The organism is Bifidobacterium parmae (assembly GCF_002860365.1).
Lineage (GTDB): Bacteria > Actinomycetota > Actinomycetes > Actinomycetales > Bifidobacteriaceae > Bifidobacterium > Bifidobacterium parmae.
In genome coordinates, this window is record NZ_NMWT01000010.1 from 62336 (window position 1) to 88875 (window position 26540).

The window sequence follows — 26540 nt, forward strand, 5'->3', positions numbered from 1 at the left end:
CCGCTGAGTGATATTCAGCGGCGTTATTCAGCGGAGCATTCCTCACTTCAGGGCTTTGAAGCCGATGTCGTGACGGTAGAACATGCCGTCGGTCGGCAGCGCGTCGATGACCGCGTACACCTTGTCCTGCGCGTCCTTGATGGTGGGGGCGGAGGTCTCGACGAACAGCACACGGCCGGAGGAGGCGACGAGCTCGCCATCCTCGTTCTTGGAGACGCCCGCGTAGTAGACGTGGGAATCCTCGTCGACGGGGATGGTGGGGATCTTCGCGCCCTTGACGACGTTGGTCGGGTAGCCGTCGGAGGCAAGGACGACACCGAGTGTGACGCGGTCGTCATCCCACGTGAACTCCGGGGTCTCGCCGTCGAGAATCGCGCTGATGCCGGCGGCCAGGTCGGAGGTGAGCTTCGGGAGGACGACTTCGGTCTCCGGGTCGCCGAAGCGGGCGTTGAACTCGATGACCTTCGGGCCGTCCGCGGTGGCGATGAGACCCGCGTAGAGGATACCGGTGAACGGCGTACCCTCGTCGGCCATGGCCTTGACGGTGGGGCGCACGATCGTCTCGATCGCCTCGTCCACCACGGACTGCGGGATCTGCGGGACCGGGCTGTATGCGCCCATGCCGCCCGTGTTCGGGCCCTTGTCGCCGTCGTAGGCGCGCTTGTGGTCCTGGGAGATCGGCATCGGCCAGAACTCGGTGCCGTTGACGAAGCTCATCAGGGAGAACTCCTGGCCCTCGAGGAAGTCCTCGATGACGACCTTCGCACCTGCGTTGCCGAAACGATGGTCGATGAAGATATCGTCGAGCGCGGCGACGGCGGTCTCGACGTCCATGGCGACGGTGACGCCCTTACCGGCGGCCAGACCGTCGGCCTTGACGACGATCGGAGCGCCGTGCTCACGCACGTAGGCGACGGCCGGATCGAGCGCGTCGAAGGTCGCGTACTTGGCGGTCGGAATGCCGTGTCGCTCCATGAGCTGCTTGGCGAAATCCTTGGAGCCTTCGATCTGGGCGGCGGCCTTGTCCGGGCCGAACGCCTTGAGACCGGCGGCGGCGAAGTCGTCCACCAGGCCGTCGATAAGTGGCACTTCGGGGCCGACGAACGCCCAGTCGTAGCCGTTGTCCTTCATGAAGTCGATGAGCGCCGCGTGATTCGACTCGGCGATGTGCGTGGTGCGGATGCCGTCGAGCTCCATGCCGGGGTTGCCGGGGGCGACGGTCACCTCCTCGACGCTGCCGCCGCGCTGAAGCGCGTGCGCGATGGCGTGTTCGCGCGCGCCGGAACCGATGACCAGAACCTTCTGACCCATTTGCAAAGTCCTTTCACATGGTTGCGGCTCCCCTGGCGAGGGGAGCCGTGGAACGGGTTTTACTTGAGCGTGATCTGCGTGCCGTCGGCATCCTGGACGATGGAGCCGAGACGGTAGCCCTGCTCGCCGTTGGCCTCGAGCAGCGCGATGGTCTCGTCGGCGCGGTCGGCGGGGACGGCGAGCACCATGCCGATGCCCATGTTGAAGATGTTGTACATCTCCATGTGGTCGATCTCGCCGGCCTTCTCCAGCACGTCGAAGATCGGCAGCACGGGCCAGGAGCCGAGGTTGATCTCGGCGGCAAGCCCGTCGGGGATCATGCGCGGCACGTTCTCGATGAAGCCACCACCGGTGATGTGCGCGACGCCCTTGACGACGCCCGCATCGAACAGAGGCTTGAGGGCCTTCACGTAGATCTTGGTGGGGGTGAGAAGCACGTCGCCGAGCTTCGCGCCGTCGAGCTCGTCCAGCTCGGTGTCGACCGTGTAGCCGGCCTGCTCGAACAGGGCCTTGCGCACGAGGGAGAAGCCGTTGGAGTGGATGCCGGTGGACGGCAGGCCGATGAGCGCGTCGCCTTCGGTGATGCCGGAGCCGTCGACGATCTTCGACTTCTCGGCCACGCCGACCGCGAAGCCGGCCAGATCGTACTCGTCCTCGTCGTACATGCCGGGCATTTCGGCGGTCTCGCCGCCGATCAGGCCGCTTCCGGCCTGCACGCAGCCGTCGGCCACGCCGGCGACGACCTGCTCGAGCAGCGCCGGATCGTTCTTGCCGCAGGCGATGTAGTCGAGGAAGAACAGCGGCTCGGCGCCCTGGGCGGCGATGTCGTTGACGCACATGGCGACGCAGTCGATGCCGATGGTGTCGTGCTTGTTCGCCATCTTGGCGACCATGAGCTTGGTGCCCACGCCGTCGGTGCCGGAGATGAGGACCGGCTCCTGGTAGCCGAGGGACGCGAGGTCGAACAGACCGCCGAAGCCGCCGATGCCGCCGACCACGCCGGGGCGGTTCGTGCGGGCGACGTGCGACTTGATGCGCTTGACGACTTCGTAGCCGGCTTCGACGCTCACGCCGGCGTTCTCATATGCTTTGGGCATTGGGGTTGGGCCTTTCTTGGGGCTGATGGGGTTGGGGCTTGTTTACTGTCGGACGTTTGTCAGGCGTTGTCCTGCGGACGGTCCTCGGGCTGCACGGTGTACTCGTTGCCGATGTACTTGCTCTTGTACAGCGCGAATTCGGGCAGGCGCACGCGGTCCTCGGGGGTGAGGGACTTGAGGAAGTCCTCCTCGTAGTCGTCGAGCGCGGTCGGGTAGTCGCCGTTGAAGTAGGCGACGCACAGGCCGCCGTACGGGGCGTCCGCGCCGAGGCCGATCGATTCGACCAGGCCGTCGAGCGACAGGAAGGCGAGCGAGTCGGCGCCGATGTACTCGCGGATCTCCTCGACCGACTTGTGGCCGGCGATCAGCTCGCGCGTGGTGGAGATGTCGATGCCGTAGAAGCACGGGTACTTGAGCGGCGGCGAGCTGATGCGCATGTGCACTTCGGCCGCGCCGGCCTCCTTGAGCAGCTGCACGATGCGCTTCGACGTGGTGCCGCGCACGATCGAATCGTCGATGACGACGACGCGCTTGCCCTTGACGACGCTGCGCACGGCGGAGAGCTTCATGCGCACGCCCTGTTCGCGCAGCTCCTGCGTCGGCTGGATGAACGTGCGGGCCACGTACTGGTTCTTGATCAGGCCCATCTCGTTGGGCAGGCCCGCGGCCTCGGCGTAACCGGACGCGGCGGACAGCGAGGAGTTCGGCACGCCGATGACCATGTCGGCGTCCACGCCGGATTCGGCGGCGAGACGCGCGCCCATGCGCTTGCGGGCGGAGTGGACGTTCACGCCGTAGATGTCGGAGTCGGGGCGGGCGAAGTAGATGAACTCCATCGAGCAGATCGCGAGCTGCGTGTTGTTCGTGTACTGGACGATGCGGTAGCCGTGCTCGTTGACGACGACGATCTCGCCCGGGCGGATGTTGCGCACGAGTTCGGCGCCGACCACGTCGAGCGCGCAGGTCTCGGAGGCGAGCACGTAGGCGCCGTTCTTCATCTTGCCGAGGGAGAGCGGGCGGAAGCCGTTCGGGTCGAGCGCGCCGATCATCGCGTCCTCGGTCATGAGCAGGTAGGCGAAGCCGCCGTGGACGGTGTTGAGCGCCTCCTTGAGCTTGTCCATGAAGGTGCGCTGCATGGAGCGGCGGATGAGGTGCATGAGCACCTCGGTGTCCGAGTTGGAGTGGAAGATCGCGCCTTCGTCCTCCAGCTTGCGGCGCAGGGACGGGCAGTTGGTGAGGTTGCCGTTGTGGCACAGCGCCACGTCGCCGTCGTGGAAGCGGAAGATGAACGGCTGGATGTTGTCCGTCGTGCCGGAGCCGGCGGTCGCGTAGCGGACGTGGCCGATCGCGCGGTCGCCCTTGAGGCGTTCGATCTCGCGTTCGTCGCCGAAGACCTGGGTCAGGAGGCCCAGGCCGCGGTGTCCGGTGAGGTGGCCGTTGTCGTTCGCGACGATGCCGGCGCCCTCCTGGCCGCGATGCTGCAGCGCGTGCAGTCCGAAATAGGTGAGTCGTGCGGCGTCGGGATGGCCCCACACGCCGAAGATGCCACATTCCTCATGAATGTCTTCGAGTTCAGCCGACAAGCCAAAGCTCCTTTTCAAACGTGGTCAGACATGGAGTTCACTACCCGTTCACCCTACCAATCGCCGGCTACATCATGGCGGCGCGTCGCGGCTGTGTCCGTGAGATGCGGATGACTGCGGATGACGATGACTTGCGCTGAGAGCATTACCGTTAAGAAGAAGCCCCGGTATCCCGCAGAATACCGGGGCGAGTTTAGGAAACCGTCAATCCCATATCTGGACACGTACCACGTCGACGGTCCCGGACAACTTATTCCATGTCCAAGGGCCTCTTTTTGCCGTGGTCACGTAATGACCGTTCTGGGAATATCGAATCTGGCCTCCGCCAATCGCCAGAGTGCGCCATTGTCCTACATTGCCCCATCGACCGGCTCGGATGCCGGCGTTTTTGAAGCCCGCGACATCGGCTCCGCTTGGAGTCATCAGACACAGCGTGAATGTGTCGCAGTAGCTTTGATAATCAATGTAGGGGGTGCCGGTGTCTTGATGCAAAGCCACCTTGGTAATGGTTCCCGTATCGACATCCTCCCATACGTCCTTTGGTGTGCTTGACAGGAGAAAGTCCGTCAGTTCCTGTTCAGTGTGGATGTTCAGCGAGGATTCAACCAGAGTGGGGCCGACCTGGATGAACTCTGGTTCGTTCGGCTGTGTGGGTTCATCGGCCATGGCTGCGGGTGCCATCAGCAAGGCGATTACACCGATGATGGCCATGATAATGTGTCTGATGTGCTGGTGCATGATTATTCCTTTCATCCGTTGGATGGGTCGTCAGTCCGGATAATCCCGATTCAATTCAATCCTGTTTTCGGTGCGTAGAACAGCGTGTGTAATGAATTCCACTACAGAGGGTGCGTGCAGTGAAAGTGGCGTCCCCATAGGGTATGGATGCGACGAGATGCCAGATTGAAGAATCCTTCTCCTCGATTCGGCAGTGCCCTCCAGCCTTATAGAGAGCATCGCAATAATATTGCATCCCAAGGTGTGTAGACATATACTTTGATTTTATGTCCTTTCTGTGATTTGTTAGAGATATTTGAATACCATTGTCATCGGTTGCTATGATGATTGCATAGCCGAATTCCGGATTTGCATATTTGGCGATGTTGATGAATATTTCGTTCAAAAAATCAGTTAACAGTAGTTCGTTGTGCGGGCTTATCTCATGATTCGATGAGTCGGGGAGTATGGCAATGCCCCGTATATGCAATTGTTCAAGATGGGACTGTTTCGTATTGACTAACGCCTTGAGATGTCGAATCCACGGTACTTCGATACCGTCATCGTATTTCACTTTTTGCTGGGATTCTATATCGTTGAATCTTTTCGGAGGCTGATTGTCGAAAGTGCGGATATTGCCGTTGGAGGGTGAGTGCATGGATTCGATGAGCTCACGTGTGTTGGCTATGGCTCGTAAAAGGATGGTTTTCAGTTCTTTCGTTTCTGACATATAGTCCACGTCATCGGAATCCGAAGCAAGGATGGCGTCGATATGCATCATGGCGTATGAAAGATCATTGGCAACCGAATCGTGGAGTTTATGGGCCGTGGCTGATCGGTGTTGAGCGCTTTGTAGGCGACATTCGGTGCGTAAGGCTCGTTCCCGCCAACGTAGGGAATAGCCCAGCAAGCATACCAGTATATAAACCGTGATGAGCGTTATGATGTTGGAGGTGGAGAGGAAATATATTTTCCCACAGGCGTATGCTGCGGATATGTCAATCGAGATGGCGATGGGGGTCGCGATAATGCCTTGAATGATATCCGTATAGGACAGAACGCCAACCGAGATATATAGGGGAATCGAGAATGTGCTGGCGAATATCACCGGGGTCGGCATGAGAAGGTATGCAATGGCGCTGGATGCTATAACGGCCCATGCTCCCAGTGCGGGTTGGACGCACATTCCCACCAGTGAGGCAATCGCCAGAATCGTCATTATCAGTTGGGGTGTCGCCGAATTTGAGTCAAATGATAGTAGACGACTTTCGTCGCTGATGAGAAGACAGGATGTGATTGTCGCAAGAAGGGTGATCCAACGATGTCTGATACAACGCGTCTTTGCGATTGCATGATTTGCAAGGTCGTTAATCCAGCGAGTGATATTTCGCACAAATTCGCAGTGCCTCATAACGGTTCTTGGCTCCCAATTTTCGTATTGCCCGGGTTACATGGGTGGAAACGGTGTGGGGGTTCATCCCAATGATTTCCGATATTTCCCGTAATGAATAGTGTGCGTTGCATAGACGGAGTATCTGTATTTCCGTTTCCGACAGTTGGCCGATTGTCGGGTTGGGGTTTGAGCAAACCAAATCATGCGCGGTTTTTGCGTCCATGAAGGGGCCGTTGCGGTCGATCGGTAGGCCGTGAGCGGCAATGGGAATCGCCGACAATAGTTTTGCGATGATGCTATTGCTTTTGTCGAGTATGCCTTGGGCTCCGGCGTGCGCCAATTCGGTTTCGTAATGTTCGATTGGATATGCGGTGATGCCAATGATTCCAATGGCTGGAGTTCTTCTTCGGATGGCTTCGCACAGTTGTACGCCCGACATGAGGTTAAGGACGATGTCCGTTATCAGTACATGGGGGACATTCTTTTCGAATAATGTTTTTTGAAGGGCCACGTCCGAGTCCTTCTCCGCCCAGATGACATCGATGCCCATATGTGTGGCCAGCGCCGCTCTCATCCACTGAAGCACGCATGCGTCATTGTCTACCAGCGCGACGCGGATCGGCGTAGCGTCGGAACGTTGGAATGTGCGGTTTGGGTTTGGCTGAGCCATGGCTCCTATGATAACTGCCGGGTAAGCACAGGGGCGTCGACGTGTAGTTATCTGACTTACATGGACCTCGCAACACGAATCGAACAGATGTTTGATTTTATGGTATCGTGGCAGTGTTGAGTTGTGGATATTCGAACGTTTGTTTGATGATGGGAGGTGGCGGTGATGCCGATGGCCGATGATTCCGGGCGGGGCCGCGTCTACCTCGCCATCGACCTCAAATCCTTCTATGCGTCCGTCGAATGTCATGCTCGTGGCCTCGACCCGTTGACGACGAATCTCGTCGTGGCCGACGAGACACGCACCGACAAGACGATCTGCCTCGCCGTGTCGCCGTCGCTCAAGGCGTACGGGCTGCCCGGCCGTCCGCGCCTGTTCGAGGCGAAGGAGCGGCTGCGTCGCGTGAACGCCGACCGCGCGCTCGCGGCCCCCGGCCGCCGGCTGATGGGGGAGTCGTGCGACGCGCGCGATCTGGAACGATCGCCGCGGCTCAAGGCGTCGATGATCATCGCCCCGCCGCGGATGGCGAGATACCTCGCCGTCAGCGGGAGCATCTACGGCATCTACCTCAGATACGCCGCCCCCGAGCACATCCACGTGTATTCGATCGACGAGGTCTTCATCGACGCCACGCCGTATCTCGCCGCGCTCGGCATGACCCCGCACGAGATGGCCATGACCATCGTGCGCGACATCCTGGGCGAGACCGGCATCACCGCGACGGCCGGCATCGGCACGAACCTGTACCTCGCGAAGGTCGCGATGGACATCGTCGCCAAGCATATGCCGGCGGATGCGGACGGCGTGCGCGTCGCCGAACTCGACGAGGCGTCGTACCGCCGCCTGCTGTGGGACCATCGCCCGCTCACCGACTTCTGGCGGGTCGGGCGCGGGTACGCGCGCAAACTCGAGAAGGCGGGGCTCATGACGATGGGCGACGTCGCGCGGTGCTCGGTGGGGCGCGCCTCCGACTACTACAACGAGGATCTGCTCTACCGCATGTTCGGCGTGAACGCGGAACTGCTCATCGACCACGCGTGGGGGTGGGAGCCGTGCACGATCGCCGACATCAAGTCGTATGAGCCGGACGCGCACAGCACCAGCATCGGCCAGGTGCTCACCGGACCGGCCGACTGGAGCACCGCGCGGCTCATCGCCAAGGAGATGGCCGATGCGCTCGCGTTGGACCTCGTCGGCAAAGGCGTGCGCACGAACCGGCTCACGCTCGTCGTCGGATACGACGTCGGCAGCCTCGACGCGGGCCTGCTGGACGATTGCGAGGCGCCGGAGACAAAACGTCTGGCGAGACGCGCCGCCGAGTCCTATCACGGCCCGGTGGCGGTCGACCATTACGGTCGCAAGGTACCCAAACCGTCGGCCGGTTCGATCGGATTGGGGGAGTTCACGTCCTCGTCGGCGCGCATCCGCGAGGCGATGACGCTGCTGTTCGAACGCATCGTGGACCCGAGGCTGCTGGTGCGCCGGCTCACCGTCGTCGCCGACGATCTCGCCACGGACGGGGAGCTCGCCGCCGGCAAACGCTATGAGCAGCCCGACCTGTTCGATGCGGATGCCGCGGCAGGCGGGGATGCCGGGGAATCCGATGCCGTCCGGCCCTGTGGCGATGCCGGCGGGGAATCCGACGCCGGGACCGACCGCGACGCGGTGGACCGCGCGCTGCTGGCGATCAAACGCCGGTTTGGGAAGAACGCGGTCGTCAAGGCCATGAACATGGAACCCGGCGCCACCGGCATCGAACGCAACAACCAGATCGGAGGACATCACCGTTAAGCGGACAACCCGGTGGGTTGTCCGTAGGTGATGTGCGAGCCGACAGGCGAGCCTGCGTATGCGGGTGCAGCCCGTCCTTACCGACAGGAGACCGAGCGCCATGGCATTGCATGAGACACACCGATACGACGACATCATCGATCTGCCACACCACGTGTCGCGACGGCATCCGCCGATGTCGCGGCACAAACGCGCGGCCCAGTTCATGCCGTTCGCCGCGTTGACCGGCTACGAGCAGGTCATCGAGGAGACCGCGCGCCGCGTCGAGGAGACCGTCGCCGCCCGCGACTCCCAGTTCGACCGCGACTTCGGCGCGTGACCATGGAACGGGTGCGGCTCATGCGGTCGCGGTCAAGCATCCGACCGTGGCTCGGCTGCGAACGGTGACGCGGTGTACTCTGTGTCGGCATCGGATCGGACGGGAAAGGAGGCGCGGGAATGACCGAGGCGGTCGTGATGCTCGCGTTCTGCGCGACGCTGTTCGTAAGCGTCGCGCAAGGCTGGTCGATCATCCCCGCGCTGCTGATCGGCATGGTGCTGTTCGTCGGATACGGGTTGGCGCGTGGCCGGAAGCTGTCCGCGATGACGCGCCGTGCCGCCGGCAGCATCCGCGCCGCCGGAATGATTCTCGTGACGTTCGCGCTGATCGGCATGCTGACCTCCCTGTGGCGGGCCAGCGGCACCATCGCGTTCATCGTCGCCCACGCCTCGTCCCTGATCCACGGCGTGACCGTACTGCCGCTGACGTTCCTCCTGTGCTCGGCGATGTCGATGCTGATTGGCTCGTCGTTCGCCAGCGCCGCGACCATGGGTACGATCTGCATGTCATTGGGCTTGTCGATGGGCGCCCATCCGGCGATGCTCGGCGGCGCGGTGCTCGCCGGCGTATACGTGGGGGATCGGTTCTCCCCGGTCTCCACCAGTGCGTTGCTCGTCGCGCAACTCACGCACACAAATCTGTTCTCCAACCTCGGGCGCATGCTGCGTACCGGAGCGGTGCCGTTCGCGTCGAGCTGCATCGTCTATGCGGTGGCCGCCGTGACCGGCATCATGTCCGGGGACGGAACGTCGTCGGCCGTCTCCGGAGGCGTCCCGATCGCCGGATTGTTCGCGAAGGCGTTCGACCTGCATTGGCTCACCGTGACGCCGGCGATCCTCGTGGTCGTCATGGCGTTGCTGCGTGTCGGCGTGCGGCTGACGATGCTGGCAAGCATCGCCGTATCCGCGGTGGTATGCGTCGGCGTGCAGCGCATGACCTGGCCGGAACTGCTGCGTCTCCTCGTTTCCGGATACCATGCCGTCGATCCACATGTCGGCGCGTTGCTCGACGGTGGGGGCATGATCTCCATGGTGAACGTGGCGGCGATCGTATGCATCTCCTCCGCCTACGCGGGCATCTTCGCCGAAACCCGCATGCTCGCCCGATTGCGGCATGCCATCGACGCGTTGGGCTTCCGCATCGGCGCGACCGGCGCGACCACGGCCGTCGCGGCAGGTGCCGCGGCGCTCTCCTGCAACCAGACCCTGACAATCATGCTCACCCACCAGCTCTGCACGGGACTGTACGGTGACGACGAGGCGGCGCGCGGCGCGTTTGCCGTCGACCTGGAGGATTCCGCCGTCGTCATCGCGCCGCTGGTACCCTGGTCGATCGCCGGCGCGGTGCCGTTGGCCACGATAGGCGCGCCCACCGTGAGCATCGCCGCCGCGACGTTCCTCTATCTCCTGCCGCTCACCCGGCTTCTGGCGTCGGCCATACGCAGGCATCGGCGTGCGACGGTTCCCACGGAATGCGGCGAGTCCGGAGAACTGCGGGATGATGACGCTATCATGGCATCCGTATGACGTGATGAGGATTTCCACGAAAGGACGATCGACGATGGGCATGAGAACGGGAACGATGTTGGCCACCATGATGCTGTGCGGTGCGCTCGCCATCGGACTGGGCGCATGCGGGTCGTCGAACGCCTCCGCCGCGAACGGATCGGCGAACGGCTCCGCGAGCAGCTCGCAGACCGACGGGGGCTCCTCCAAGAAGTCCGAACAGTCCGAACAGTCCAAACAGTCCGACAAGACGGATTCCTCCGATTCCTCCGATGCCTCGGCGTCGGCATCCGCCACTCCGGTCGACATCACCGGCACCTACGAGTTCTCTGATTTCGGCAAGGACTGCACGAAGGACTGCAAGATCACCGTCACCGTCAAGGACGGTATGATTTCCGCCGTCATGTCCGACGACTTCGGCAAGTACCCGTACTGGTACGGCACCGTCGATTCGGAGTCCATCGCGAAGACCGGCAAGTGGACGAGCAAGGCCGATTCGAAGTCCGCGCAAGGCAAGAAGGTCACCAAGTCGGAATTCGGCTCCGAGGACTCCACCAAGGTGTTCACCTACGACGCGAAGGCCAAAAGCATCAACTTCGATCTCAAGTTCTACGTGCGCGTCAACCACGTGAAGGCCAAGCTCATCGGCTGAGCCGCCGGCGTCGTGGTCGGCGAGCCGCGTCGATGACGAATCACCCGCCGATGAGCCCCGCCGCGGCGAACGCCTCGCGATAGACGGCGACGAGGTCGTCCAGCCGCATCGACGCGTTCGCCGGACTCGTCGACGGCAGCGGCGTCATCGGCACGTCGAGGCCGGCCGCGTCCAGTAGCGGCGCGATGAGACGCCGATACAGCTGCGCCGCCTTGCCGCCCGTCGTGAAGACATGCGCGATCGGCGCGTCGCGTAGGATCGGAACGATGTCGTTCGGCACCGCATTGCGGATGGTGGAATCGCTCGCCCCCGTGATGTCGCATGAGGCGATCACATCCCACAACGCCACGTGATGCCGCAACGCGAACGCGCGGCGCGAAGCGGGGGAGTCGCCCACACGGTCGGAGGGGTCGGAGGGATCCGCGAACAGCGCCTGAAGCACCGGCCAGAACCGGTTGCGCGGATGCATGTAGTAGAACGCCGCCTCCCGCGACTTCGGACTCGGCATCGACCCCAACACCAACATCCGCGACGAATCATCCCACACCGGCCCGAACCCATGCTCCACACGCACCATGCCGCCCATGATAATCGTGTCGCGTGTTGCTGATGCGTAGGGGACTTTGTTTAGTCGGCTTTGACGGCCTCACGGAGTGTGATTCGTTTACCCGTGGACCACCATGAGCCGGGCGAGACACGTCGAATCATCGGGGAGGATGACGCTCACGCCGCCCGAATACCCCTCGAACGGCAACGTGGCCTTGGGGCCATCTGTCGCCGCGCAGGTCAAGGTGTCCGTCGACAACTACGAGGTCGAGGACTGACGTCCCCCGGTTCATCGACCGAGCCGCAGACCTCATGGGAACACCAACGTAGTCTTGGTGAAAGGTTACGCTTTCATTATCTCGCGCCCAGTAGATGAACGAAGGAGACGTATACATGGGCAAGACCGTCAAAGTAATCATCGGCGTCGTGATTATCGTCGCATGCGTTGCGACGGGAGTGTTCGGACGCAGCATCATCGACGGGTTCCTCAACCCGCATCCGACGCTCACCAACACCGTGGTTGCCAAGCAACTGGAAAAGATCCAGGATCTGACCACGGCGAAGGAGACCGATTTCGGGTTTGAGAAATACGATGAGGGCGGTGTCGCGTTCATCAACAAGAAGTCGTTCACGATGTTCTACTCGTATGAGGCCCGTGCCGGCATCGACCTCGGCAAGGCCGACATCTCCGTCGATAATGAGAAGAAGACCATCGACATCACGCTGCCCGCGCCGACGATCCAGTCGGTGTCGGTCAATCCGGACACTTTGCAGTTCTTCGATCAGCAGTCGTCGATACTCAACTCTTCGGATGTCGGCGATGCGGCGACCGCGTTGCAGGACGCCAAGAAGAGCGCCGAGAAGAAGCTGAACAAGGGCGAGCTGCTGACCACCGCCAACGAGCAGGCCAAGGACGTCATCGAGCGTATGTATTCGCCGATCGCCGAGACGGATGGCTACACGGTGGACGTGACCACCACCGACCCGAAGTCGTGAATCGGGAACCGTAGATATGGAAAAGGGGAGACCTTCGGGTCTCCCCTTTTCCATACGGATGCTAGATCATCAGGCGGCGAAGTAGTCGACGCCGGCCTCGAAGATCGGCTGGTACTTGTCGCCGGGCACGTTCACGTACAGGCCGTTGCCGGAACGCTCCGAGTGGCCCATCTTGCCGAACACGCGGCCGTCCGGGCTGGTGATGCCCTCGATGGCGAGCATCGAGCCGTTCGGGTTGACGTCCAGATCCATGCCGGGCACGCCCGCCTCGCTCACGTACTGCGTGGCGATCTGGCCGTTGGCCTTGAGGCGCGCCAGCGTCTCGTCGGAGGCGACGAAACGGCCCTCGCCGTGGGAGATGGCGACCGTGTGCACGTCGCCCACGTTGGTCTTCGCGAGCCACGGGGACAGGTCGGAGGCGACGCGCGTGCGCACGAGACGGCTCTGGTGGCGGCCGATTGTGTTGAACGTCAGCGTCGGGCAGGTGGCGTCCATGTCGACGATGTCGCCGAACGGCACCAGACCCAGCTTGATGAGCGCCTGGAAGCCGTTGCAGATGCCGAGCATCAGGCCGTCGCGGTTCTTCAGCAGGTCGCGCACCGCCTCGGTGACGGCGGGGGCGCGGAAGAACGCGGTGATGAACTTGGCGGAGCCGTCCGGCTCGTCGCCGCCCGAGAAGCCGCCCGGGATCATCACGATCTGGCTCTTGCCGATCTCCTCGACCAGCTTGGCGGTGGACTCGGCCACCGCGGCCGGCGTGAGGTTGTTGACGATCAGCGTGTGCGCCTCGGCGCCCGCACGCTCGAACGCGGCGGCCGAGTCGTACTCGCAGTTGTTGCCCGGGAACACGGGGATGATGACGCGCGGCTTGGCCACGCCGGAACCCACGTACACGGTCTTCTTCACGCCGGCCTCGGCCGCGTGGAAGTCGATCGTCTCGACGGTCTCCGTCTTCTCCGCGCCGCGGGAACGGTACGGGAACACGGATTCGATGCCGCCCTCCCACGCGTCCTGCGTGCCCGCGAGGTCGAGCGTCTCGCCGGCGGCCGTGAACTCGTAGGCCTCGGTGGTCATGCCGATCTCGCCGACCTCGACCAGGTTGGAGACGGCCGGGATCTTCTCGTTGTCCTTGAGCTCGACGATGAACGAGCCGTACGCCGGCTTGAACAGGTCGTCGAGCGCGATGCCGTCGTTCAGAGCCACGCCGATGCCGTTGCCCACGGTCATCTTGAACAGCGCCTCGGCGGTGCCGCCGTAGCCCGGCGTGGACACGGCCAGCGCGGTGCCGAAGTCGGTGAGCTCCTCAACCAGGCCGAACGCGTCGAGCAGCGCGTCCTTGTCCGGCGTGAGGCCGTCGGCCAGGTAGCGCGGCGCGATGCGCACGATGCGGTGGCCGGCGCCCTTGAACTCGGGGGAGGTGGCGCGCTTCATGTTGCCCACGGCCACGGCGAAGGAGATCAGGGTCGGCGGCACGTCGAGATCCTCGAACGAGCCGGACATGGAGTCCTTGCCGCCGATCGCGCCGGTGCCGAGGTCGATCTGCGCCATCAGCGCGCCGAGCACGGCGGCCATCGGCTTGCCCCAGCGTTCCGGCTCGTCGCGCAGCTTCTCGAAGTACTCCTGGAAGCTCAGGTACGCCTTCTCATGCTCGAAGCCGGCGGCCACCAGCTTGGCGAGCGATTCGACGACGGACAGGTACGCGCCGGTGAACTGGTTCTTCTCCATGATGTACGGGTTGAAGCCCCAGGCCATCGCGGATGCGGTCGTGGTCTCGCCGAACACGGGGAGCTTGGCGACCATCGCCTCGTTCGGGGTGAGCTGCCTGACGCCGCCGAACGGCATAAGCACGGTGCCCGCGCCGATCGTCGAGTCGAAGCGCTCCGACAGACCCTTGTTGGAGGCCACGTTGAGGTCGGTGACGAGGGCGTGCATGCGCTCGGCCAGCGTGCCGGTCGTCCACGCGGACGGCACCGCGTACGCCTGCTGCGCTTCGATGTGCACGGCCTGATGCTTCGGCGCGCCGTTGGAGGCGAGGAACTCGCGGGTGAGGTTCACGATCTCGTCGCCGTTCCAGGTCATCACCATGCGCGGGTCCTCGGTCACGGTGGCGATCACCGTCGCCTCGAGGTTCTCCTCGCGCGCGTAGCCGAGGAACTCGTCGACGTCCTCCGCGGCCACGTCGACGGCCATGCGCTCCTGCGATTCGGAGATCGCCAGCTCGGTGCCGTCGAGGCCCTCGTACTTCTTCGGGACGGTGTTGAGGTCCACGTACAGGCCGTCGGCCAGCTCGCCGACCGCCACGGACACGCCGCCCGCGCCGAAGTCGTTGCAGCGCTTGATGAGACGGCACGCGTCGCCACGGCGGAACAGGCGCTGCAGCTTGCGCTCGACCGGCGCGTTGCCCTTCTGCACCTCGGCGCCGTCGAGTTCCAGCGATTCGACGTTGTGGGCCTTGGAGGCGCCCGTCGCGCCGCCGATGCCGTCGCGTCCGGTGCGTCCGCCCAGCAGGATGATCTTGTCGCCGGGGGCCGGGGTCTCGCGGCGCACGTGGTCGGCCGGGGTGGCGGCCACGACCGCGCCCACCTCCATGCGCTTGGCCACGTAGCCCGGGTGGTAGATCTCGTCGACCTGACCGGTGGCGAGGCCGATCTGGTTGCCGTAGGATGAGTAGCCGGCGGCCGCGGTGGTCACGAGCTTGCGCTGGGGGAGCTTGCCCTCGAGCGTCTCGGAGACCGGCACGGTCGGGTCGGCGGCGCCGGTCACGCGCATCGCCTGGTACACGTAGGAGCGGCCCGACAGGGGGTCGCGGATGCAGCCGCCGATGCAGGTGGCGGCGCCGCCGAACGGCTCGATCTCGGTCGGGTGGTTGTGGGTCTCGTTCTTGAACAGGAACAGCCAGTCCTGCATCTCGCCGTCGACGTCCACCTTCACCTTGACGGTGCAGGCGTTGATCTCCTCGCTCTCGTCGAGACCGGTGAGGATGCCGTTCTTCTTGAGCCACTTCGCGCCGATCGTGCCCATGTCCATCAGGCACAGCGGCTTGCCTTCGCGGCCGAGCTCGCGGCGCAGTTCGAGGTAGCGCTCGAACGCGGCCTTCACGACCTCGTCGTCGATGGCGACGTCGGTCAGGATCGTGCCGAACGTCGTGTGACGGCAGTGGTCGGACCAGTAGGTGTCGATGACCTTGATCTCGGTGATCGTGGGTTCGCGGCCCGCCTCGGCGAAGTACTTCTGGCAGAACTCGAGATCCGCCAGGTCCATGGCGAGACCGCGCTCGTCGATGAACTTCTGGCCGGCTTCGGCGTCCATCTCGTTGAAGCCGGCGATGACCTCGACCTTGCCGGGCGTCGGCACGGCGGTCTTCAGCGTCTCCTTGACGTCGAGGGACGCTTCGCGCGCCTCGACCGGGTTGATGACGTAATGCTTGATCGCCTCGACGTCCGCCTCGGTCAGGTCGCCTTCGAGGGCGTACAGCTTCGCGGAGCGCACGGTGGGGCGCTCACCCTGCGAGATGAGCTGGATGCATTCGCTGGCGGAGTCGGCGCGCTGGTCGAACTGGCCGGGCAGGAACTCGGTGGCGAACACCTTCGCCGCGCCGAAGTCCGGCAGGTCGTTGGTCACGTCGTCCACCTGCGGCTCGCTGAACACGGTGGGAGTGGCCTGGGCGAACAGCTCGGCGCTGATGCCCTCCACGTCGTAGCGGTTCACGATGCGCACGGACTTGAGGCCGGCGATGCCGAGGATGGTCTTCAGCTCGCCTGCGAGCTGCTGCGCCTCGACGTCGAAGCCGGGCTTCTTCTCCACGTACACGCGGAAAACCATGAGGGTCCTTTCGTTATTGGGCTTCTTCGGAAGTGCTGGGACGGGGGAGATATGAGAGGGGAGAGAAATGAATGTGGCCCCCGCCGGCGGGGGCTGTCCGCGAAGCGGACCGGGGGTGGTTCCGGTCCGCGAAGCGGATTCCCGGTCGACCACCCTCGGTCAGCCTCTGGCTGACAGCTCCCGCCGGCGGGAGCCAGAACGTCACTCGGCGCGCTCGACGCCTTCGGCCTCGGCCAGCTTGACCAGACGGCCGTAGATCTCCTCGTACGCGGGGATGATGCTGCCCAGGCCGCGGCGGAAGAGGTCCTTGTCGAGGTGCTCGATCTTGCCGGACTTGTCCTTGAGGTCCCACAGGCGGCAGGTGTCCGGGGTGATCTCGTCGGCGAGCAGGATGGTGCCGTCGGAGGTCTTGCCCTCTTCGATCTTGAAGTCGACGAGCTGCACGTCGATCTTGGAGAAGATGTCCTTGAGGCCGTCGTTCACGGCGCGGGCGATGCGGCTGATCTCGGCCAGCTCCTCCTCGGAGGCGAGGCCCAGGGCCACGATGCCGTCATCGTTGATGAACGGGTCGCCCAGGTCGTCGGACTTGACGCAGAACTCGAGGATCGGCTTCTTGAGCGGGGTGCCCTCCTCGACGCCGTAGCGCTTGGCGAAGGAGCCGGCCGCGGTGTTGCGCATGATGATCTCGAGCGGGTACATGTCCATCTTCTTCACCAGCTGCTCGGTGTCGGAGATGCGCTTGATGAAGTGGCTGTCCACTCCACGGGCCTTGAGCAGGTCGAAGATGACGGAGGTGATGTGGTTGTTGAGATTGCCCTTGCCGGCGATCTGCTCCTTCTTCTCGCCGTTGAAGGCGGTCGCCTGGTTCATGTATTCGACCCAGAGCACATCCGGGTCGTCGGTCGCGTACATCTTCTTGGCTTTGCCCTCGTAGAGCTTTTCCAGCTTTTCCATTATCGCCTTCCAAATCGTGCTTGTGAAGCGGAATTTCTGGGTGAACTAACGGTAAAAAGGGTAGCAATCGCCGGTGACACGTCAAGGCGTGTCGCCCGGCGCGTCCGGGGCGTGCCCGCGCCGTTCCGCGGCCGCCGGCGCCGCCCTATTGGAGCAGCATCTCGGCGGTCGCCTGATCGGTGACGAGCGCCGAGATGAGCCCGCCGACCATGCACGCCCGGATGGCCGGCATCTTGACCGGCCCCCATGCCACGCCGATGACCAGGGGGATGCGCTTGAGCCGTTCGATGTCGATGGAGATCGTGCGGTCGCACAGGTCGGTCCGCACGTGCCTTCCCTCGGCGTCGATGTGGTGGCCGCAGATGTGGCCGACCACGCCGCGGTGGTACAGTTCGGCGGCCTTGCGCTGGTCGATGTACGCGTCGAAGATGTGTCCGGATCGTATGGTCGTGACCGCGCCCACGCCGACGATCGCCACGTCCGCGCCGCCGCCGAGCGCGAGCGTCGTCGCGATCTGCGGCTCCCGCCGCATCGCGTCCGCCAGCTGCGCGCTCGACAGGATCATCGGCACCGGCAGCGTCGTGAACGAGCCGCCGATGCGCTGCGCGAGCATGCGGCAGATGTCGGGGGAGTCGGTCATCGGATTGTCGGGGCTCAACGCACCGATCATCTGCGCGACGTTCGCCTTCGGCCAGTCGCATACGGGGATCTCGCGCACGGTGGCGGCCACCGCGTTGCCGTTCGACACGGTGATCAGCGAGTCCGGCGCGCACGTCTCGGCGAACAGCGCGGCCGCGTACCGCGGGACGATCAGCTTCGGGTCCTCGCCGGGACTCACCTCCGCCACTCGCGCGTGCCTGAGCCCGTACCGTTCGCGCAGGCCGTCCTCGAGCCGGCGCATGCGTTCGAGCGCGTGGCCGATGGAGATGTGGACGATGCCGGTCTCGCGCGCCTCCTTGAGCAGGCGCGACACGGTCGGCCGCGAGTAGCCGATCTCCTTGGCGATCTCGGACTGCGTGCGGTCGTCGAGATAGTACGCGCGCGCCACCTTGAGCATCAGGTCGATATGGCTCCGGGAGGTCTCGGTCGCCAGTACGGTGTCATCGTTGAACATGTGTTCATCCTATCGCCGTCGTGACTGCTGGCGCAAGCCGCGATTCGGGATTATGTTTGCGGATTTTCCAATACTTTTCGGCAATATGGCGACATGAACGTTTGTGTCGGTGAACATCGGTTCATCGACGGCGTGGATTCCCCGGCGTGTCGCACGTAGATTGATAACCGTCAACCAAGCCGAGGGGACGAACCCGAGGCGGGAACCGATACCTCAACGCAGAAGGTACAAACAACAAAGGAGTACACCATGGCATTCGCACGCACGATCTTCGGAGACGTCGACCCCAGCACCCTCGGCGTCGTGGACTGCCACGACCACCTGATCCGCGTCGGCGCCGGCGAGGTCTACATCGACGGCGACCACCAGCTCGACTCGGTCGAGAAGGCCATCGAGGAGGGCGGCTACTTCGCCGAAGCCTCCAAGAAGTGGAGCCCCAACGGCGGCACCGTCGTCGACATGTGCCCGATCAACTGCGGCCGCGACCTCAACAAGCTGGCCGAGGTCACCAAGGCCGTCGACGGCCTGCAGGTCATCGCCGCCACCGGCTTCCACCGCGAGCACGTCTACCTGGAGACCCAGTCCCACTGGATCAACCGCTACGACGTCGACAAGGTCGCCGAACTCGTCATCGCCGACATCCGCGAGGGCATCGACAAGAACGACTACTCCGGCCCGATCGTCGAGCGCACCCCGTACAAGGCGGGCGTCATCAAGGTCGGCACCGCGTACGGCAAGATCACCAAGTTCGAGCGCAAGTGCATGGAGGCCGCCGCCATCGCCGCCATCGAGACCGGCTGCCCGATCAACACGCACACCACCTACGGCACCTGCGGCCTCGAACAGGCCGAAGGCTTCCTCGAGCTGGGCGTGCCGGCCAACCAGATCGCCATCGGCCACATCCAGCGCAACGCCGACGTCTACTACCTCGAGCAGATCCTCAAGCTCGGCGTCTACCTCGAGATCGACGGCACCAACCGCATCAAGTACCAGCCGGACTCCAACCGCATGATGGAGCTCAGGGCCTTCTACGAGGACGGCTTCGCCGACCGCATCCTGCTCGGCACCGACTCCGGCAAGCGCGGCTACCAGAAGGCGTACGGCGCGACCTCCGGCGTCGACTACAACCCGGCCGTCGACGGCCCGCGCATGGTCGACGAGGGCTTCGACCGCGAGTACATCGACAAGCTGCTCATGAAGAACGCCCAGGAGTTCTTCACCTTCAAGAAGGAAGGCTGATCCACGATGACGCAAGCAACCGAAACCACCGGAAAGCTCGCCCGGCCGCGTCTGCAGATCGCCCTCGACACCACCGACATGCCGAGCGCGCTGCGACCCCTCAACCAGGCCATCAGCCAGGTCGACGTCATCGAATGCGGCACCATCCTCATCATCGCCGAAGGTCTCAAGGCCGTGCGCGAGATCCGCGCCCTCTACCCGGACAAGACGATCCTCGCCGACGTGCGCATCGCCGAAGCCGGCGCCCTCATCGCCCGCAACTGCTTCGAAGCCGGCGCGAACTGGGTGTCCGTCGTGGCCGGGGCCTCCCTGACCACCGTCGAACAGGTCGTGAAGGTCGCCGACGAGTTCGGCGGCGAGGTTCAGATCGAGCTCGGCGAGGACTACGACGCCGACAAGGCCCGCAAGTGGAAGGAACTCGGCGCCAAGCACGTCATCGTCCACCGCTCGCGCGACGCCGAGGTCGCCGGCACCCTCAAGTGGGGGCCGAACGACGTCGAGCGCATCAAGGAACTCCACGACATGGGCTTCACCGTCACCGTCACCGGCGGCGTGAACGTCAAGGACATCCCGTTCTTCAAGGGCGCGCCGGTCGGCGTGATCATCTCCGGCCGCGGCATCGTCAAGGCCGAGGACCCGCTCGCCGCCGCCACCGAACTGAAGAACACCATCAACGAGGTCTGGCCCGAGTAACAGGCCGCGCCCCCGACAGGGCGGGACCATCCGTCCCGCCCCTCCTCCTCTCCAACCCCTCGAAAAGTCACAAAAAGGGGCATCCCCCGGCCCGGGGATGCCCCTCACATGAAAATCCCAGACAATCCAATCACGGAATTTCCACCCCGATTATAGCCACAAGGAAGTGCGTCATGACCGCTAACGCCACGAAGACCCCCAAGTACGACCTGTCCACCATCGGCGAAGGACAGATCCGATTCACCGTCGACCGCGGCGAACGACTGATGTTCACCCGCTCCGTCCACATGAACCCCGCCTGCTCCGAAGCCAACGTCGCCGGCCTGCTCAGCCAGCTCGGCCGCCAGACCCTCTGGACCAGCTCCCTGCCCGAAGGCGACCTCGGCGACTACATCCTCGCCGAATACCGCTCCGTCGGCGTCCACATGGACACCATGGTCCGCCGCCCCGGCGGCCGCACCGCCCTCTACTTCATGGAGCCCGGCGAATACCCGATGCCCGCCAACGTCATCTACGACCGCGAATGGACCACCTTCCGCGCCACCGGCATCGACGACTACGACTGGGACGAGATCCTCGACACCAAGGTCATCTTCCTCACCGGCATCACCGCCGCCCTCACCGACACCACCGCCGAAGTCGTGCGCTACGCCGCCGACGAGGCCGTCAAGCGCGGCGTCGAGGTCGTCCTCGACGTGAACTTCCGCCGCAAGCTGTGGAGCGGCGAGAAGGCCCGCGAGGTCCTCGAACCCATCGCCAGGCAGGCGAGCGTCCTGTTCTGCTCCATCGCCGACGCCGAGAAGGTGTTCGGCATCACCGGAACCCCCGAAGAGGTCACCGCCGAACTGCAGAACCGCTTCGGCTGCAAGTACATCGTCTCCACCAACCACACCGAAGGCCCCTACCTGCGCGGCCGCGAAGGCTTCTACCCGTACCGCACCACCCCGGTGAGCGTCATCGACCGTCCGGGCGCCGGCGACTCCTTCGTCTCCGCCACCATCCACGGCTACCTGTCCGGCAACATCCGCGAAGGCGTCAAGTGGGGCCAGTACGCCTCCAAGGTCGCGCTCACCCACAAGGGCGACCTCACCCGCGTGCGCCCCGGCGAGCTCGACATCCCGCTCGGCACCGACATCGACCGCTGAGCCGTGGAGGAAACGAACGCCATGACCTCCCAGACACCCACCGCGTACGAGCAGATCGACTCCCGCCCGCTCACCGGACACCAGAAAAGCCTCGTCGCGCTCGCCGTCGTCGGCAACATCGCCGAATTCTTCGACATCTTCATGGTCGGATTCGTCATCGCCCTGCTCACCGGGGCGTGGAACCTGACCGGCGTCCAGGCCGGCATCATCACCTCCTGCACGGGTCTCGGCACCGTGGCCGGCTCCATCCTGTGGGGCCGCATGTCCGACCGCATCGGCCGGCGCGGAGCCTTCCGCTGCTGCGTGATCTTCTTCATCGTGTTCACGGTCCTCACCCTGCTCATCCCCGAAGGCGGATGGTACCTGTACGCGATCTGCCGCGTCGGCGTCGGCATGGGCGTGGGCGGCCTCAACATCACCTCCATCCCGTACGTGCAGGAGTTCGTGCCGTCCAAGCAGCGGGGACTCCTCACCGGACTCGCCTCCGTGTTCATCCCGATGGGCCTGCTGCTCGGCTCGATCTGCCAGCGCATCGTCGGCGACAACTGGCGCGTGCTCGTCTCGCTGAGCCTCGTCTCCGTCCTTCTGCTCGTCTGGATCCACTTCGTGCCCGAATCGCCGCGCTTCTACCTGCTGCACGGCGAACCCGACAAGGCCCGCAAGTCGCTCGCCTGGGCGATGGACGTCCCCGAGAGCGAGGTCGGCGCCCTGCCCGAGGTCAAGGTCGAGAAGAAGGCCTCCTACGGCGAACTGTTCGCCCACCACCTGCGCCCGCTCGTCATCGTCTCGCTCGGCTCGTTCTGCTTCATCCTCGGCAGCTTCGCCATCCAGTCGTGGGGCCAGACCCTGCTCAAGAACGGCTTCGGCTTCGACACCGAGATGGTCGCCTACCTGTTCATGGGCGTGGCCGTGGCCGACTGCATCGGACGCTTCGGCTCCGCGTGGCTCGCCGACCGCATCGGCCGCCGCTGGACGATGTTCCTGTACGGCATGATCGGCGCCGCCGCCTGCTTCGCCGCCGCGTTCTTCCACGGCTCCGGCTGGGTGTTCTACGTCGAGGTGCTCGTCATCATGACGTTCGCCGACGGCGTGTTCGGCATCATCAACGCCTTCGGCTCCGAACAGTTCTCCAACGATGTGCGCTCCACCGGCATCGGCCTCGGCTACGGTCTCGGCGCCATCGCGAAGATCGTCGGCCCCTCGCTCATGGGCATGCTCGTCGGCGGCAGCGCCGTCTCGCAGAACATCAACCTGGGCGTCATCACCACCGCCTTCACCTTCTTCGGCTGCTGCCTCGTCGTCGGCGCGATCATCTACCTGTTCGCCCGCGAGACCAAAGGCAAGAACCTCGAATCCCTGTGACCGCATCCCCATCACCTCACCATCCAAAAGGACTTCCATCATGACCGTCAACGCCGTAGGCATCTACGAAAAGGCCCTGCCCACGGGCCTGACCTGGGAGGAGACCTTCGATCTCGTCCACGAACTGGGCTTCAACTTCCTCGAATTCTCCGTCGACGAAAGCGACGAGCGTCTCGCCCGCCTCGACTGGACCGAACGGGAGCGCGCCGACTTCCGCAACGCGATGTGGAAGACCGGCAGCCGCATCAACACGCTGATGCTCTCCGGCCACCGCCGCTTCCCGCTCGGCTCCGCCGACCCGCGGGTGCGCGCCAAGGCGCTCGACATGATGGCCAAGGCCATCGACCTCGCCGTCGACCTCGGCGTGCGCAACATCCAGATGGCCGGCTACGACGTCTACTACGAGCCGAAAACCGAATCCAGCCGCGAATGGTTCATCGAGAACCTCCGCACCTGCGTCGAGATGGCCGCCAAGAAGATGGTGATGCTCTCCATCGAGACGATGGACGACCCGTTCCTCAACTCGCTGAGCAAGGTCGACTACCTGAAGACCCAGATCCACAGCCCGTTCCTCCAGGCCTATCCGGACGTCGGCAACCTCACCGCATGGCCCGAGAACGACGTCGCCCACGAGATTGAATCCAACATCGACAACATCGTCGCCGTCCACCTGAAGGACACCAAGCCGGTCACCGCCGACTTCCCCGGCCAGTTCAAGGAAGTGCCGTTCGGCGACGGCACCGTCGACTTCGAAGCCGTGCTGCGCCTGTTCAACCGGCTCGGCTACAACGGCAGCTACACGGTCGAGATGTGGACCTCCAAGGCCGCCGACCCGATCGCCGAGGTCAAGGCCGCCAAAGCCTACTTCGACGGCCTGTTCGACAAGATCGGCATCGTCCAGGAACCCATCCTGCGCCCCGCCGCCTGACGCCCCGCCGCCTGACGTCCCGCTCCCGCCAGGTCCCCGGACTGCGGGTGTTTCCCGCTCCCGCCGGCGGGAGCTGTCAGCCGGCGGCTGACTGAGGGTGGTCTGCCGGCGGCTCCGCGGGGGAACCACCCCCAGTCGGCTCCGCCGACAGCCCCCGCCGGCGGGGGCGGACTGATACCGGCGATGAGTTCGTCTTGCGTCTTCGCCGACAGCCCCCGCCGGCGGGGGCGGACTCGCGTTTCTCAACACTTCAAACACAAGGAAAGGAAAACCAATCATGGCAACTTTGGCTGATTACGGTCCCGAGGTGCGTGCCGAGGTCAAGCAGGTGCGCGAGGTCGTGTCCACCCTGCATCAGCAGCTGATCAAGTGGAACCTGGTCGTGTGGACGGCGGGCAACGTGTCGCAGCGTCTGCACACGGCGGACCTGTTCGTCATCAAGCCGTCCGGCGTGCGCTACGAGAACCTGACGCCGAACTCGATGGTCGTCGTCGATCTGGACGGCAACGTGGTCGACGGCACCGAGGCGCCGAGCTCGGACACCGCCTCCCACGCGTACATCTACCGCAACATGCCGGACGTGTACGGCGTGGTGCACACGCACTCCACGTATGCGACCGCGTGGGCGGCGACGGGCCAGAACATCCCGTGCGGCCTGACGATGATGGGCGACGAGTTCGGCGGCCCGGTGCCGGTGGGCCCGTTCCGTCTGATCGGTTCGGAGGCGATCGGCGAGGGCGTCGTCGAGACGTTGAAGAAGTATCCGAAGTCGCCGGCGGTGCTCATGCAGAACCATGGTCCGTTCACGATCGGCAAGGACGCTGAGGGCGCGGTGAAGGCCGCGGCCATGACCGAGGAGGTCGCGCACACGATGTGGGCCGCCCGCCAGCTGGGCGACATCATCGAGATCGACCAGGCCGACATCGACAAGCTCAACGACCGCTACCAGAACGTCTACGGCCAGCACTGATCCGATGGAGCGCCTCCCGCGTTGCGGAGGGCTCGACGTACCTTCGTACGCCTTCGCCCTCCGCGCCTTGGAGTCGCACGCATCGGATGACCGCTGGCTCCGCCGGCACTGAGGGTTTTCCTCGGCCCCCTCTGGAGGGGGCTCCCGGCGAAGCCGGGTGGGGGAGGTCCGCAAGCCATACGGGAAGGCGCCGGAATCGTCGAACACGATTCCGGCGCCTTTCGTCGTATCCGCCGGCCGTGGGCCGGGGCAGGTGGTCAGCGCACCTCGATGTCGAGCGCGTCGGCGACGCGGCCCGCCCTGGCGCGCGCGTCCGCCTCGGAATCGCCGATCGCCAGCGCGACGGCCATGCGGCGGTGCCCGTGCACCTCCGGCTTGGCGAAGACGCGCAGGTCGGTGCCCGGTTCGGCGAGCGCGCGGCCGAGCCCGGAGAACTCCGCCTCGCCGTCTCCGGCGACCACGATTGCATGGCTGGCGGCCACCGCGCCCTCCGGCATCGCGAGCGCCACATGGCCCTCCGTGACCGGCAGGCCGAGGATCGCGCGCGCGTGCAGCGCGAACTCGCTCAAACGCTGTGAGGCCATCGTCACCATGCCCGTGTCGTGCGGGCGCGGCGACACCTCGTTGAACAGGACGGAGCCGTCGGTCAGCACGAACAGTTCCACGCCGAACACGCCCCAGCCGGTCTCGCCGCTCGCCTTCGCCTTCGCGACGAGGCCCTCGACGGCCGTGCGCGCGATGCGTCCCGCCTCGGCGAGCACGGCATCCGACGCCGCGGCCGGCTGCCACGACTCGCGGTAGTCGCCCGACTCCTGACGCTGCCCGATCGGCGCGCACGTCACGATGCCGGCGCTCGACGAGACCGTCAGCACGGTCAGCTCGTAGTCGAGCGGCGCCAGCGCCTCGACGATCACGCGCGACACGTCGCCCTCGCCGGCGGCGCGACGACCCTCCTGCGCCTCGCGCCACGCGGCGTCGATCGCGTCCGCCCCGCGCACGACCGACTGGCCGTGGCCGGACGAGCTCATCACCGGCTTGACGACGCACGGATAGCCGACCTCGCCGGCGCCCTCGCGCAGCTCCTCCAAGGAGCCTGCGAACCGGTACGGCGTGGTCGGCAGTCCCAGCTCCTCGTGCGCGATGACGCGCAGACGCTCGCGGTCCATGCAGATCGCGGCAATCTCCGCGCTCGGCACCACCTGGATGCCGCGGGCGGCCGCATCCGCCAGCTCGGACGTGGCGATCGCCTCCACCTCGGGCACGATGATGTCCGGGCTCACCTCGTCGAACAGGGCGCGGAGCTTGCCGGTGTCCGCCATGTCGAGCACGCGGGCCTCGTGCGCCACCTGCTGGGCGGGCGCTCCCGCATACGAGTCGGCGGCGCACACCCACGCGCCGAGGCGCATCAGCTCGATCGTCACCTCCTTGCCGAGCTCGCCCGAGCCGAGGAACAGCACGCGCGTCGGGCGCGCGCCCAGCGGCGTGCCCAGCACGCGGCCAGCGGCGGAGGAGGGGGAAACGGACGGGGAATCGTTCACGGTGTTCACGCTATCGGTCATGCGTCACATTCTCCCATCGCCACCCGATGAGGCACGCCGGCATGCCGGCACGCGCTGATAACCGTCCATAAGTACCGCGTATAGACACGCCGTTGCCGCACGCCGCCCCTCGGCGTACCGTGAATATCACCGATCGGTTGGGAATAAACGATCGGGCCAACGTTTCCTGAAGGG

General features: G+C 64.6%; 23 protein-coding genes. 12 read left to right on the top strand and 11 right to left on the bottom strand.

Annotated features, from left to right (window positions below):
- Positions 1 to 42: 42 nt before the first annotated feature.
- The 6 genes from purD to Uis4E_RS04650 all read right to left on the bottom strand — a co-directional run bounded on the left by purD (position 43) and on the right by Uis4E_RS04650 (position 6771).
- Positions 43 to 1311, bottom strand: coding sequence for a phosphoribosylamine--glycine ligase (gene purD, locus Uis4E_RS04630; protein ID WP_101622059.1), 1269 nt, complete (start codon positions 1309 to 1311; stop codon positions 43 to 45).
- A 59-nt stretch (positions 1312 to 1370) separates the two neighbouring features.
- Positions 1371 to 2408: a phosphoribosylformylglycinamidine cyclo-ligase gene (gene purM / locus Uis4E_RS04635; RefSeq protein ID WP_101622060.1), complete on the bottom strand. Its 1038-nt coding sequence runs from the start codon at positions 2406 to 2408 to the stop codon at positions 1371 to 1373.
- A 59-nt stretch (positions 2409 to 2467) separates the two neighbouring features.
- Complete coding sequence (gene purF, locus Uis4E_RS04640) at positions 2468 to 3991, bottom strand: amidophosphoribosyltransferase (protein ID WP_101622061.1); 1524 nt, start codon at positions 3989 to 3991, stop codon at positions 2468 to 2470.
- 204 nt (positions 3992 to 4195) lie between these two features.
- Positions 4196 to 4729, bottom strand: coding sequence for a hypothetical protein (locus tag Uis4E_RS04645; RefSeq protein ID WP_101622062.1), 534 nt, complete (start codon positions 4727 to 4729; stop codon positions 4196 to 4198).
- A 55-nt stretch (positions 4730 to 4784) separates the two neighbouring features.
- Entirely contained in the window at positions 4785 to 5927 is a 1143-nt protein-coding gene (locus Uis4E_RS11660; RefSeq protein WP_165784849.1) for a histidine kinase, read from the bottom strand.
- A 148-nt stretch (positions 5928 to 6075) separates the two neighbouring features.
- Entirely contained in the window at positions 6076 to 6771 is a 696-nt protein-coding gene (locus Uis4E_RS04650) for a response regulator transcription factor (RefSeq protein WP_165784850.1), read from the bottom strand.
- 171 nt (positions 6772 to 6942) lie between these two features.
- Here Uis4E_RS04650 and Uis4E_RS04655 point away from each other — a divergent pair, with 171 nt between their 5' ends.
- From Uis4E_RS04655 to Uis4E_RS04670, 4 genes are all read left to right on the top strand, one after another.
- Positions 6943 to 8562: a Y-family DNA polymerase gene (locus Uis4E_RS04655; RefSeq protein ID WP_101622121.1), complete on the top strand. Its 1620-nt coding sequence runs from the start codon at positions 6943 to 6945 to the stop codon at positions 8560 to 8562.
- A 100-nt stretch (positions 8563 to 8662) separates the two neighbouring features.
- The gene (locus tag Uis4E_RS04660; RefSeq protein WP_101622064.1) at positions 8663 to 8881 is read left to right on the top strand and encodes a hypothetical protein; all 219 of its coding nucleotides are present in this window, start codon (positions 8663 to 8665) and stop codon (positions 8879 to 8881) included.
- A gap of 119 nt (positions 8882 to 9000) precedes the next feature.
- Positions 9001 to 10407: a Na+/H+ antiporter NhaC family protein gene (locus tag Uis4E_RS04665; RefSeq protein ID WP_101622065.1), complete on the top strand. Its 1407-nt coding sequence runs from the start codon at positions 9001 to 9003 to the stop codon at positions 10405 to 10407.
- 34 nt (positions 10408 to 10441) lie between these two features.
- Positions 10442 to 11038: a hypothetical protein gene (locus Uis4E_RS04670; RefSeq protein ID WP_101622066.1), complete on the top strand. Its 597-nt coding sequence runs from the start codon at positions 10442 to 10444 to the stop codon at positions 11036 to 11038.
- Positions 11039 to 11078: 40 nt separating this feature from the next.
- Here the strand turns inward: Uis4E_RS04670 and Uis4E_RS04675 are convergent, their stop codons facing one another.
- Entirely contained in the window at positions 11079 to 11615 is a 537-nt protein-coding gene (locus Uis4E_RS04675; protein WP_101622122.1) for a DNA-deoxyinosine glycosylase, read from the bottom strand.
- 103 nt (positions 11616 to 11718) lie between these two features.
- Between Uis4E_RS04675 and Uis4E_RS11850 the strand changes: the two genes are divergently transcribed.
- Both Uis4E_RS11850 and Uis4E_RS04680 read left to right on the top strand, forming a co-directional pair.
- The gene (locus Uis4E_RS11850) at positions 11719 to 11862 is read left to right on the top strand and encodes a hypothetical protein (RefSeq protein WP_165784851.1); all 144 of its coding nucleotides are present in this window, start codon (positions 11719 to 11721) and stop codon (positions 11860 to 11862) included.
- A gap of 115 nt (positions 11863 to 11977) precedes the next feature.
- Positions 11978 to 12580 carry a DUF4230 domain-containing protein gene (locus Uis4E_RS04680; protein WP_243394323.1) on the top strand — a complete coding sequence of 201 codons (603 nt, stop codon included), beginning with the start codon at positions 11978 to 11980 and terminating at the stop codon, positions 12578 to 12580.
- Positions 12581 to 12649: 69 nt separating this feature from the next.
- Here Uis4E_RS04680 and Uis4E_RS04685 read toward each other — a convergent pair whose 3' ends face one another.
- From Uis4E_RS04685 to Uis4E_RS04695, 3 genes are all read right to left on the bottom strand, one after another.
- Entirely contained in the window at positions 12650 to 16402 is a 3753-nt protein-coding gene (locus tag Uis4E_RS04685; protein WP_101622068.1) for a phosphoribosylformylglycinamidine synthase, read from the bottom strand.
- Between the two features lie 201 nt (positions 16403 to 16603).
- Positions 16604 to 17356 carry a phosphoribosylaminoimidazolesuccinocarboxamide synthase gene (gene purC / locus Uis4E_RS04690; RefSeq protein ID WP_101622069.1) on the bottom strand — a complete coding sequence of 251 codons (753 nt, stop codon included), beginning with the start codon at positions 17354 to 17356 and terminating at the stop codon, positions 16604 to 16606.
- Between the two features lie 145 nt (positions 17357 to 17501).
- Positions 17502 to 18470 (bottom strand): sugar-binding transcriptional regulator, encoded by a 969-nt coding sequence (locus tag Uis4E_RS04695; protein ID WP_101622070.1) that lies wholly within the window; start codon positions 18468 to 18470, stop codon positions 17502 to 17504.
- A gap of 249 nt (positions 18471 to 18719) precedes the next feature.
- On the opposite strand from Uis4E_RS04695, the gene Uis4E_RS04700 reads away from it, so the two are divergent.
- The 6 genes from Uis4E_RS04700 to Uis4E_RS04725 all read left to right on the top strand — a co-directional run bounded on the left by Uis4E_RS04700 (position 18720) and on the right by Uis4E_RS04725 (position 24807).
- Positions 18720 to 19709 (top strand): phosphotriesterase family protein, encoded by a 990-nt coding sequence (locus Uis4E_RS04700; RefSeq protein WP_101622071.1) that lies wholly within the window; start codon positions 18720 to 18722, stop codon positions 19707 to 19709.
- A 6-nt stretch (positions 19710 to 19715) separates the two neighbouring features.
- Positions 19716 to 20402, top strand: a complete 687-nt coding sequence (locus tag Uis4E_RS04705) for a 3-keto-L-gulonate-6-phosphate decarboxylase UlaD (RefSeq protein WP_101622072.1) — start codon at positions 19716 to 19718, stop codon at positions 20400 to 20402.
- A 173-nt stretch (positions 20403 to 20575) separates the two neighbouring features.
- Complete coding sequence (locus Uis4E_RS04710) at positions 20576 to 21547, top strand: sugar kinase (RefSeq protein WP_101622073.1); 972 nt, start codon at positions 20576 to 20578, stop codon at positions 21545 to 21547.
- Between the two features lie 21 nt (positions 21548 to 21568).
- Positions 21569 to 22909, top strand: a complete 1341-nt coding sequence (locus Uis4E_RS04715) for an MFS transporter (RefSeq protein WP_101622074.1) — start codon at positions 21569 to 21571, stop codon at positions 22907 to 22909.
- 40 nt (positions 22910 to 22949) lie between these two features.
- A complete protein-coding gene (locus tag Uis4E_RS04720; RefSeq protein WP_101622075.1) occupies positions 22950 to 23837 on the top strand; it encodes an L-ribulose-5-phosphate 3-epimerase in 888 nt (295 codons plus the stop codon).
- Between the two features lie 277 nt (positions 23838 to 24114).
- Complete coding sequence (locus tag Uis4E_RS04725) at positions 24115 to 24807, top strand: L-ribulose-5-phosphate 4-epimerase (protein ID WP_101622076.1); 693 nt, start codon at positions 24115 to 24117, stop codon at positions 24805 to 24807.
- A gap of 257 nt (positions 24808 to 25064) precedes the next feature.
- Here Uis4E_RS04725 and purT read toward each other — a convergent pair whose 3' ends face one another.
- Complete coding sequence (purT, locus tag Uis4E_RS04730; RefSeq protein ID WP_101622077.1) at positions 25065 to 26366, bottom strand: formate-dependent phosphoribosylglycinamide formyltransferase; 1302 nt, start codon at positions 26364 to 26366, stop codon at positions 25065 to 25067.
- Positions 26367 to 26540 lie beyond the last annotated feature (174 nt).

Bases quoted from the DNA above. Each gene is read 5' to 3' on its own strand.
- Uis4E_RS04705 (WP_101622072.1), top strand. From the start codon at position 19,716: ATGACGCAAGCAACCGAAACCACCGGAAAGCTCGCCCGGCCGCGTCTG.
- Uis4E_RS04650 (WP_165784850.1), bottom strand. From the start codon at position 6,771: ATGGCTCAGCCAAACCCAAACCGCACATTCCAACGTTCCGACGCTACG.
- Uis4E_RS04695 (WP_101622070.1), bottom strand. From the start codon at position 18,470: ATGTTCAACGATGACACCGTACTGGCGACCGAGACCTCCCGGAGCCAT.
- Uis4E_RS04700 (WP_101622071.1), top strand. From the start codon at position 18,720: ATGGCATTCGCACGCACGATCTTCGGAGACGTCGACCCCAGCACCCTC.
- purM (WP_101622060.1), bottom strand. From the start codon at position 2,408: ATGCCCAAAGCATATGAGAACGCCGGCGTGAGCGTCGAAGCCGGCTAC.
- Uis4E_RS04645 (WP_101622062.1), bottom strand. From the start codon at position 4,729: ATGCACCAGCACATCAGACACATTATCATGGCCATCATCGGTGTAATC.
- Uis4E_RS11850 (WP_165784851.1), top strand. From the start codon at position 11,719: ATGAGCCGGGCGAGACACGTCGAATCATCGGGGAGGATGACGCTCACG.
- purT (WP_101622077.1), bottom strand. From the start codon at position 26,366: ATGACCGATAGCGTGAACACCGTGAACGATTCCCCGTCCGTTTCCCCC.
- Uis4E_RS04655 (WP_101622121.1), top strand. From the start codon at position 6,943: ATGGCCGATGATTCCGGGCGGGGCCGCGTCTACCTCGCCATCGACCTC.
- Uis4E_RS04675 (WP_101622122.1), bottom strand. From the start codon at position 11,615: ATGGTGCGTGTGGAGCATGGGTTCGGGCCGGTGTGGGATGATTCGTCG.
- Uis4E_RS04670 (WP_101622066.1), top strand. From the start codon at position 10,442: ATGGGCATGAGAACGGGAACGATGTTGGCCACCATGATGCTGTGCGGT.
- Uis4E_RS04710 (WP_101622073.1), top strand. From the start codon at position 20,576: ATGACCGCTAACGCCACGAAGACCCCCAAGTACGACCTGTCCACCATC.
- Uis4E_RS04715 (WP_101622074.1), top strand. From the start codon at position 21,569: ATGACCTCCCAGACACCCACCGCGTACGAGCAGATCGACTCCCGCCCG.
- Uis4E_RS04685 (WP_101622068.1), bottom strand. From the start codon at position 16,402: ATGGTTTTCCGCGTGTACGTGGAGAAGAAGCCCGGCTTCGACGTCGAG.
- Uis4E_RS04680 (WP_243394323.1), top strand. From the start codon at position 11,978: ATGGGCAAGACCGTCAAAGTAATCATCGGCGTCGTGATTATCGTCGCA.
- Uis4E_RS11660 (WP_165784849.1), bottom strand. From the start codon at position 5,927: ATGACGATTCTGGCGATTGCCTCACTGGTGGGAATGTGCGTCCAACCC.
- purC (WP_101622069.1), bottom strand. From the start codon at position 17,356: ATGGAAAAGCTGGAAAAGCTCTACGAGGGCAAAGCCAAGAAGATGTAC.
- Uis4E_RS04720 (WP_101622075.1), top strand. From the start codon at position 22,950: ATGACCGTCAACGCCGTAGGCATCTACGAAAAGGCCCTGCCCACGGGC.
- Uis4E_RS04665 (WP_101622065.1), top strand. From the start codon at position 9,001: ATGACCGAGGCGGTCGTGATGCTCGCGTTCTGCGCGACGCTGTTCGTA.
- Uis4E_RS04725 (WP_101622076.1), top strand. From the start codon at position 24,115: ATGGCAACTTTGGCTGATTACGGTCCCGAGGTGCGTGCCGAGGTCAAG.
- Uis4E_RS04660 (WP_101622064.1), top strand. From the start codon at position 8,663: ATGGCATTGCATGAGACACACCGATACGACGACATCATCGATCTGCCA.
- purD (WP_101622059.1), bottom strand. From the start codon at position 1,311: ATGGGTCAGAAGGTTCTGGTCATCGGTTCCGGCGCGCGCGAACACGCC.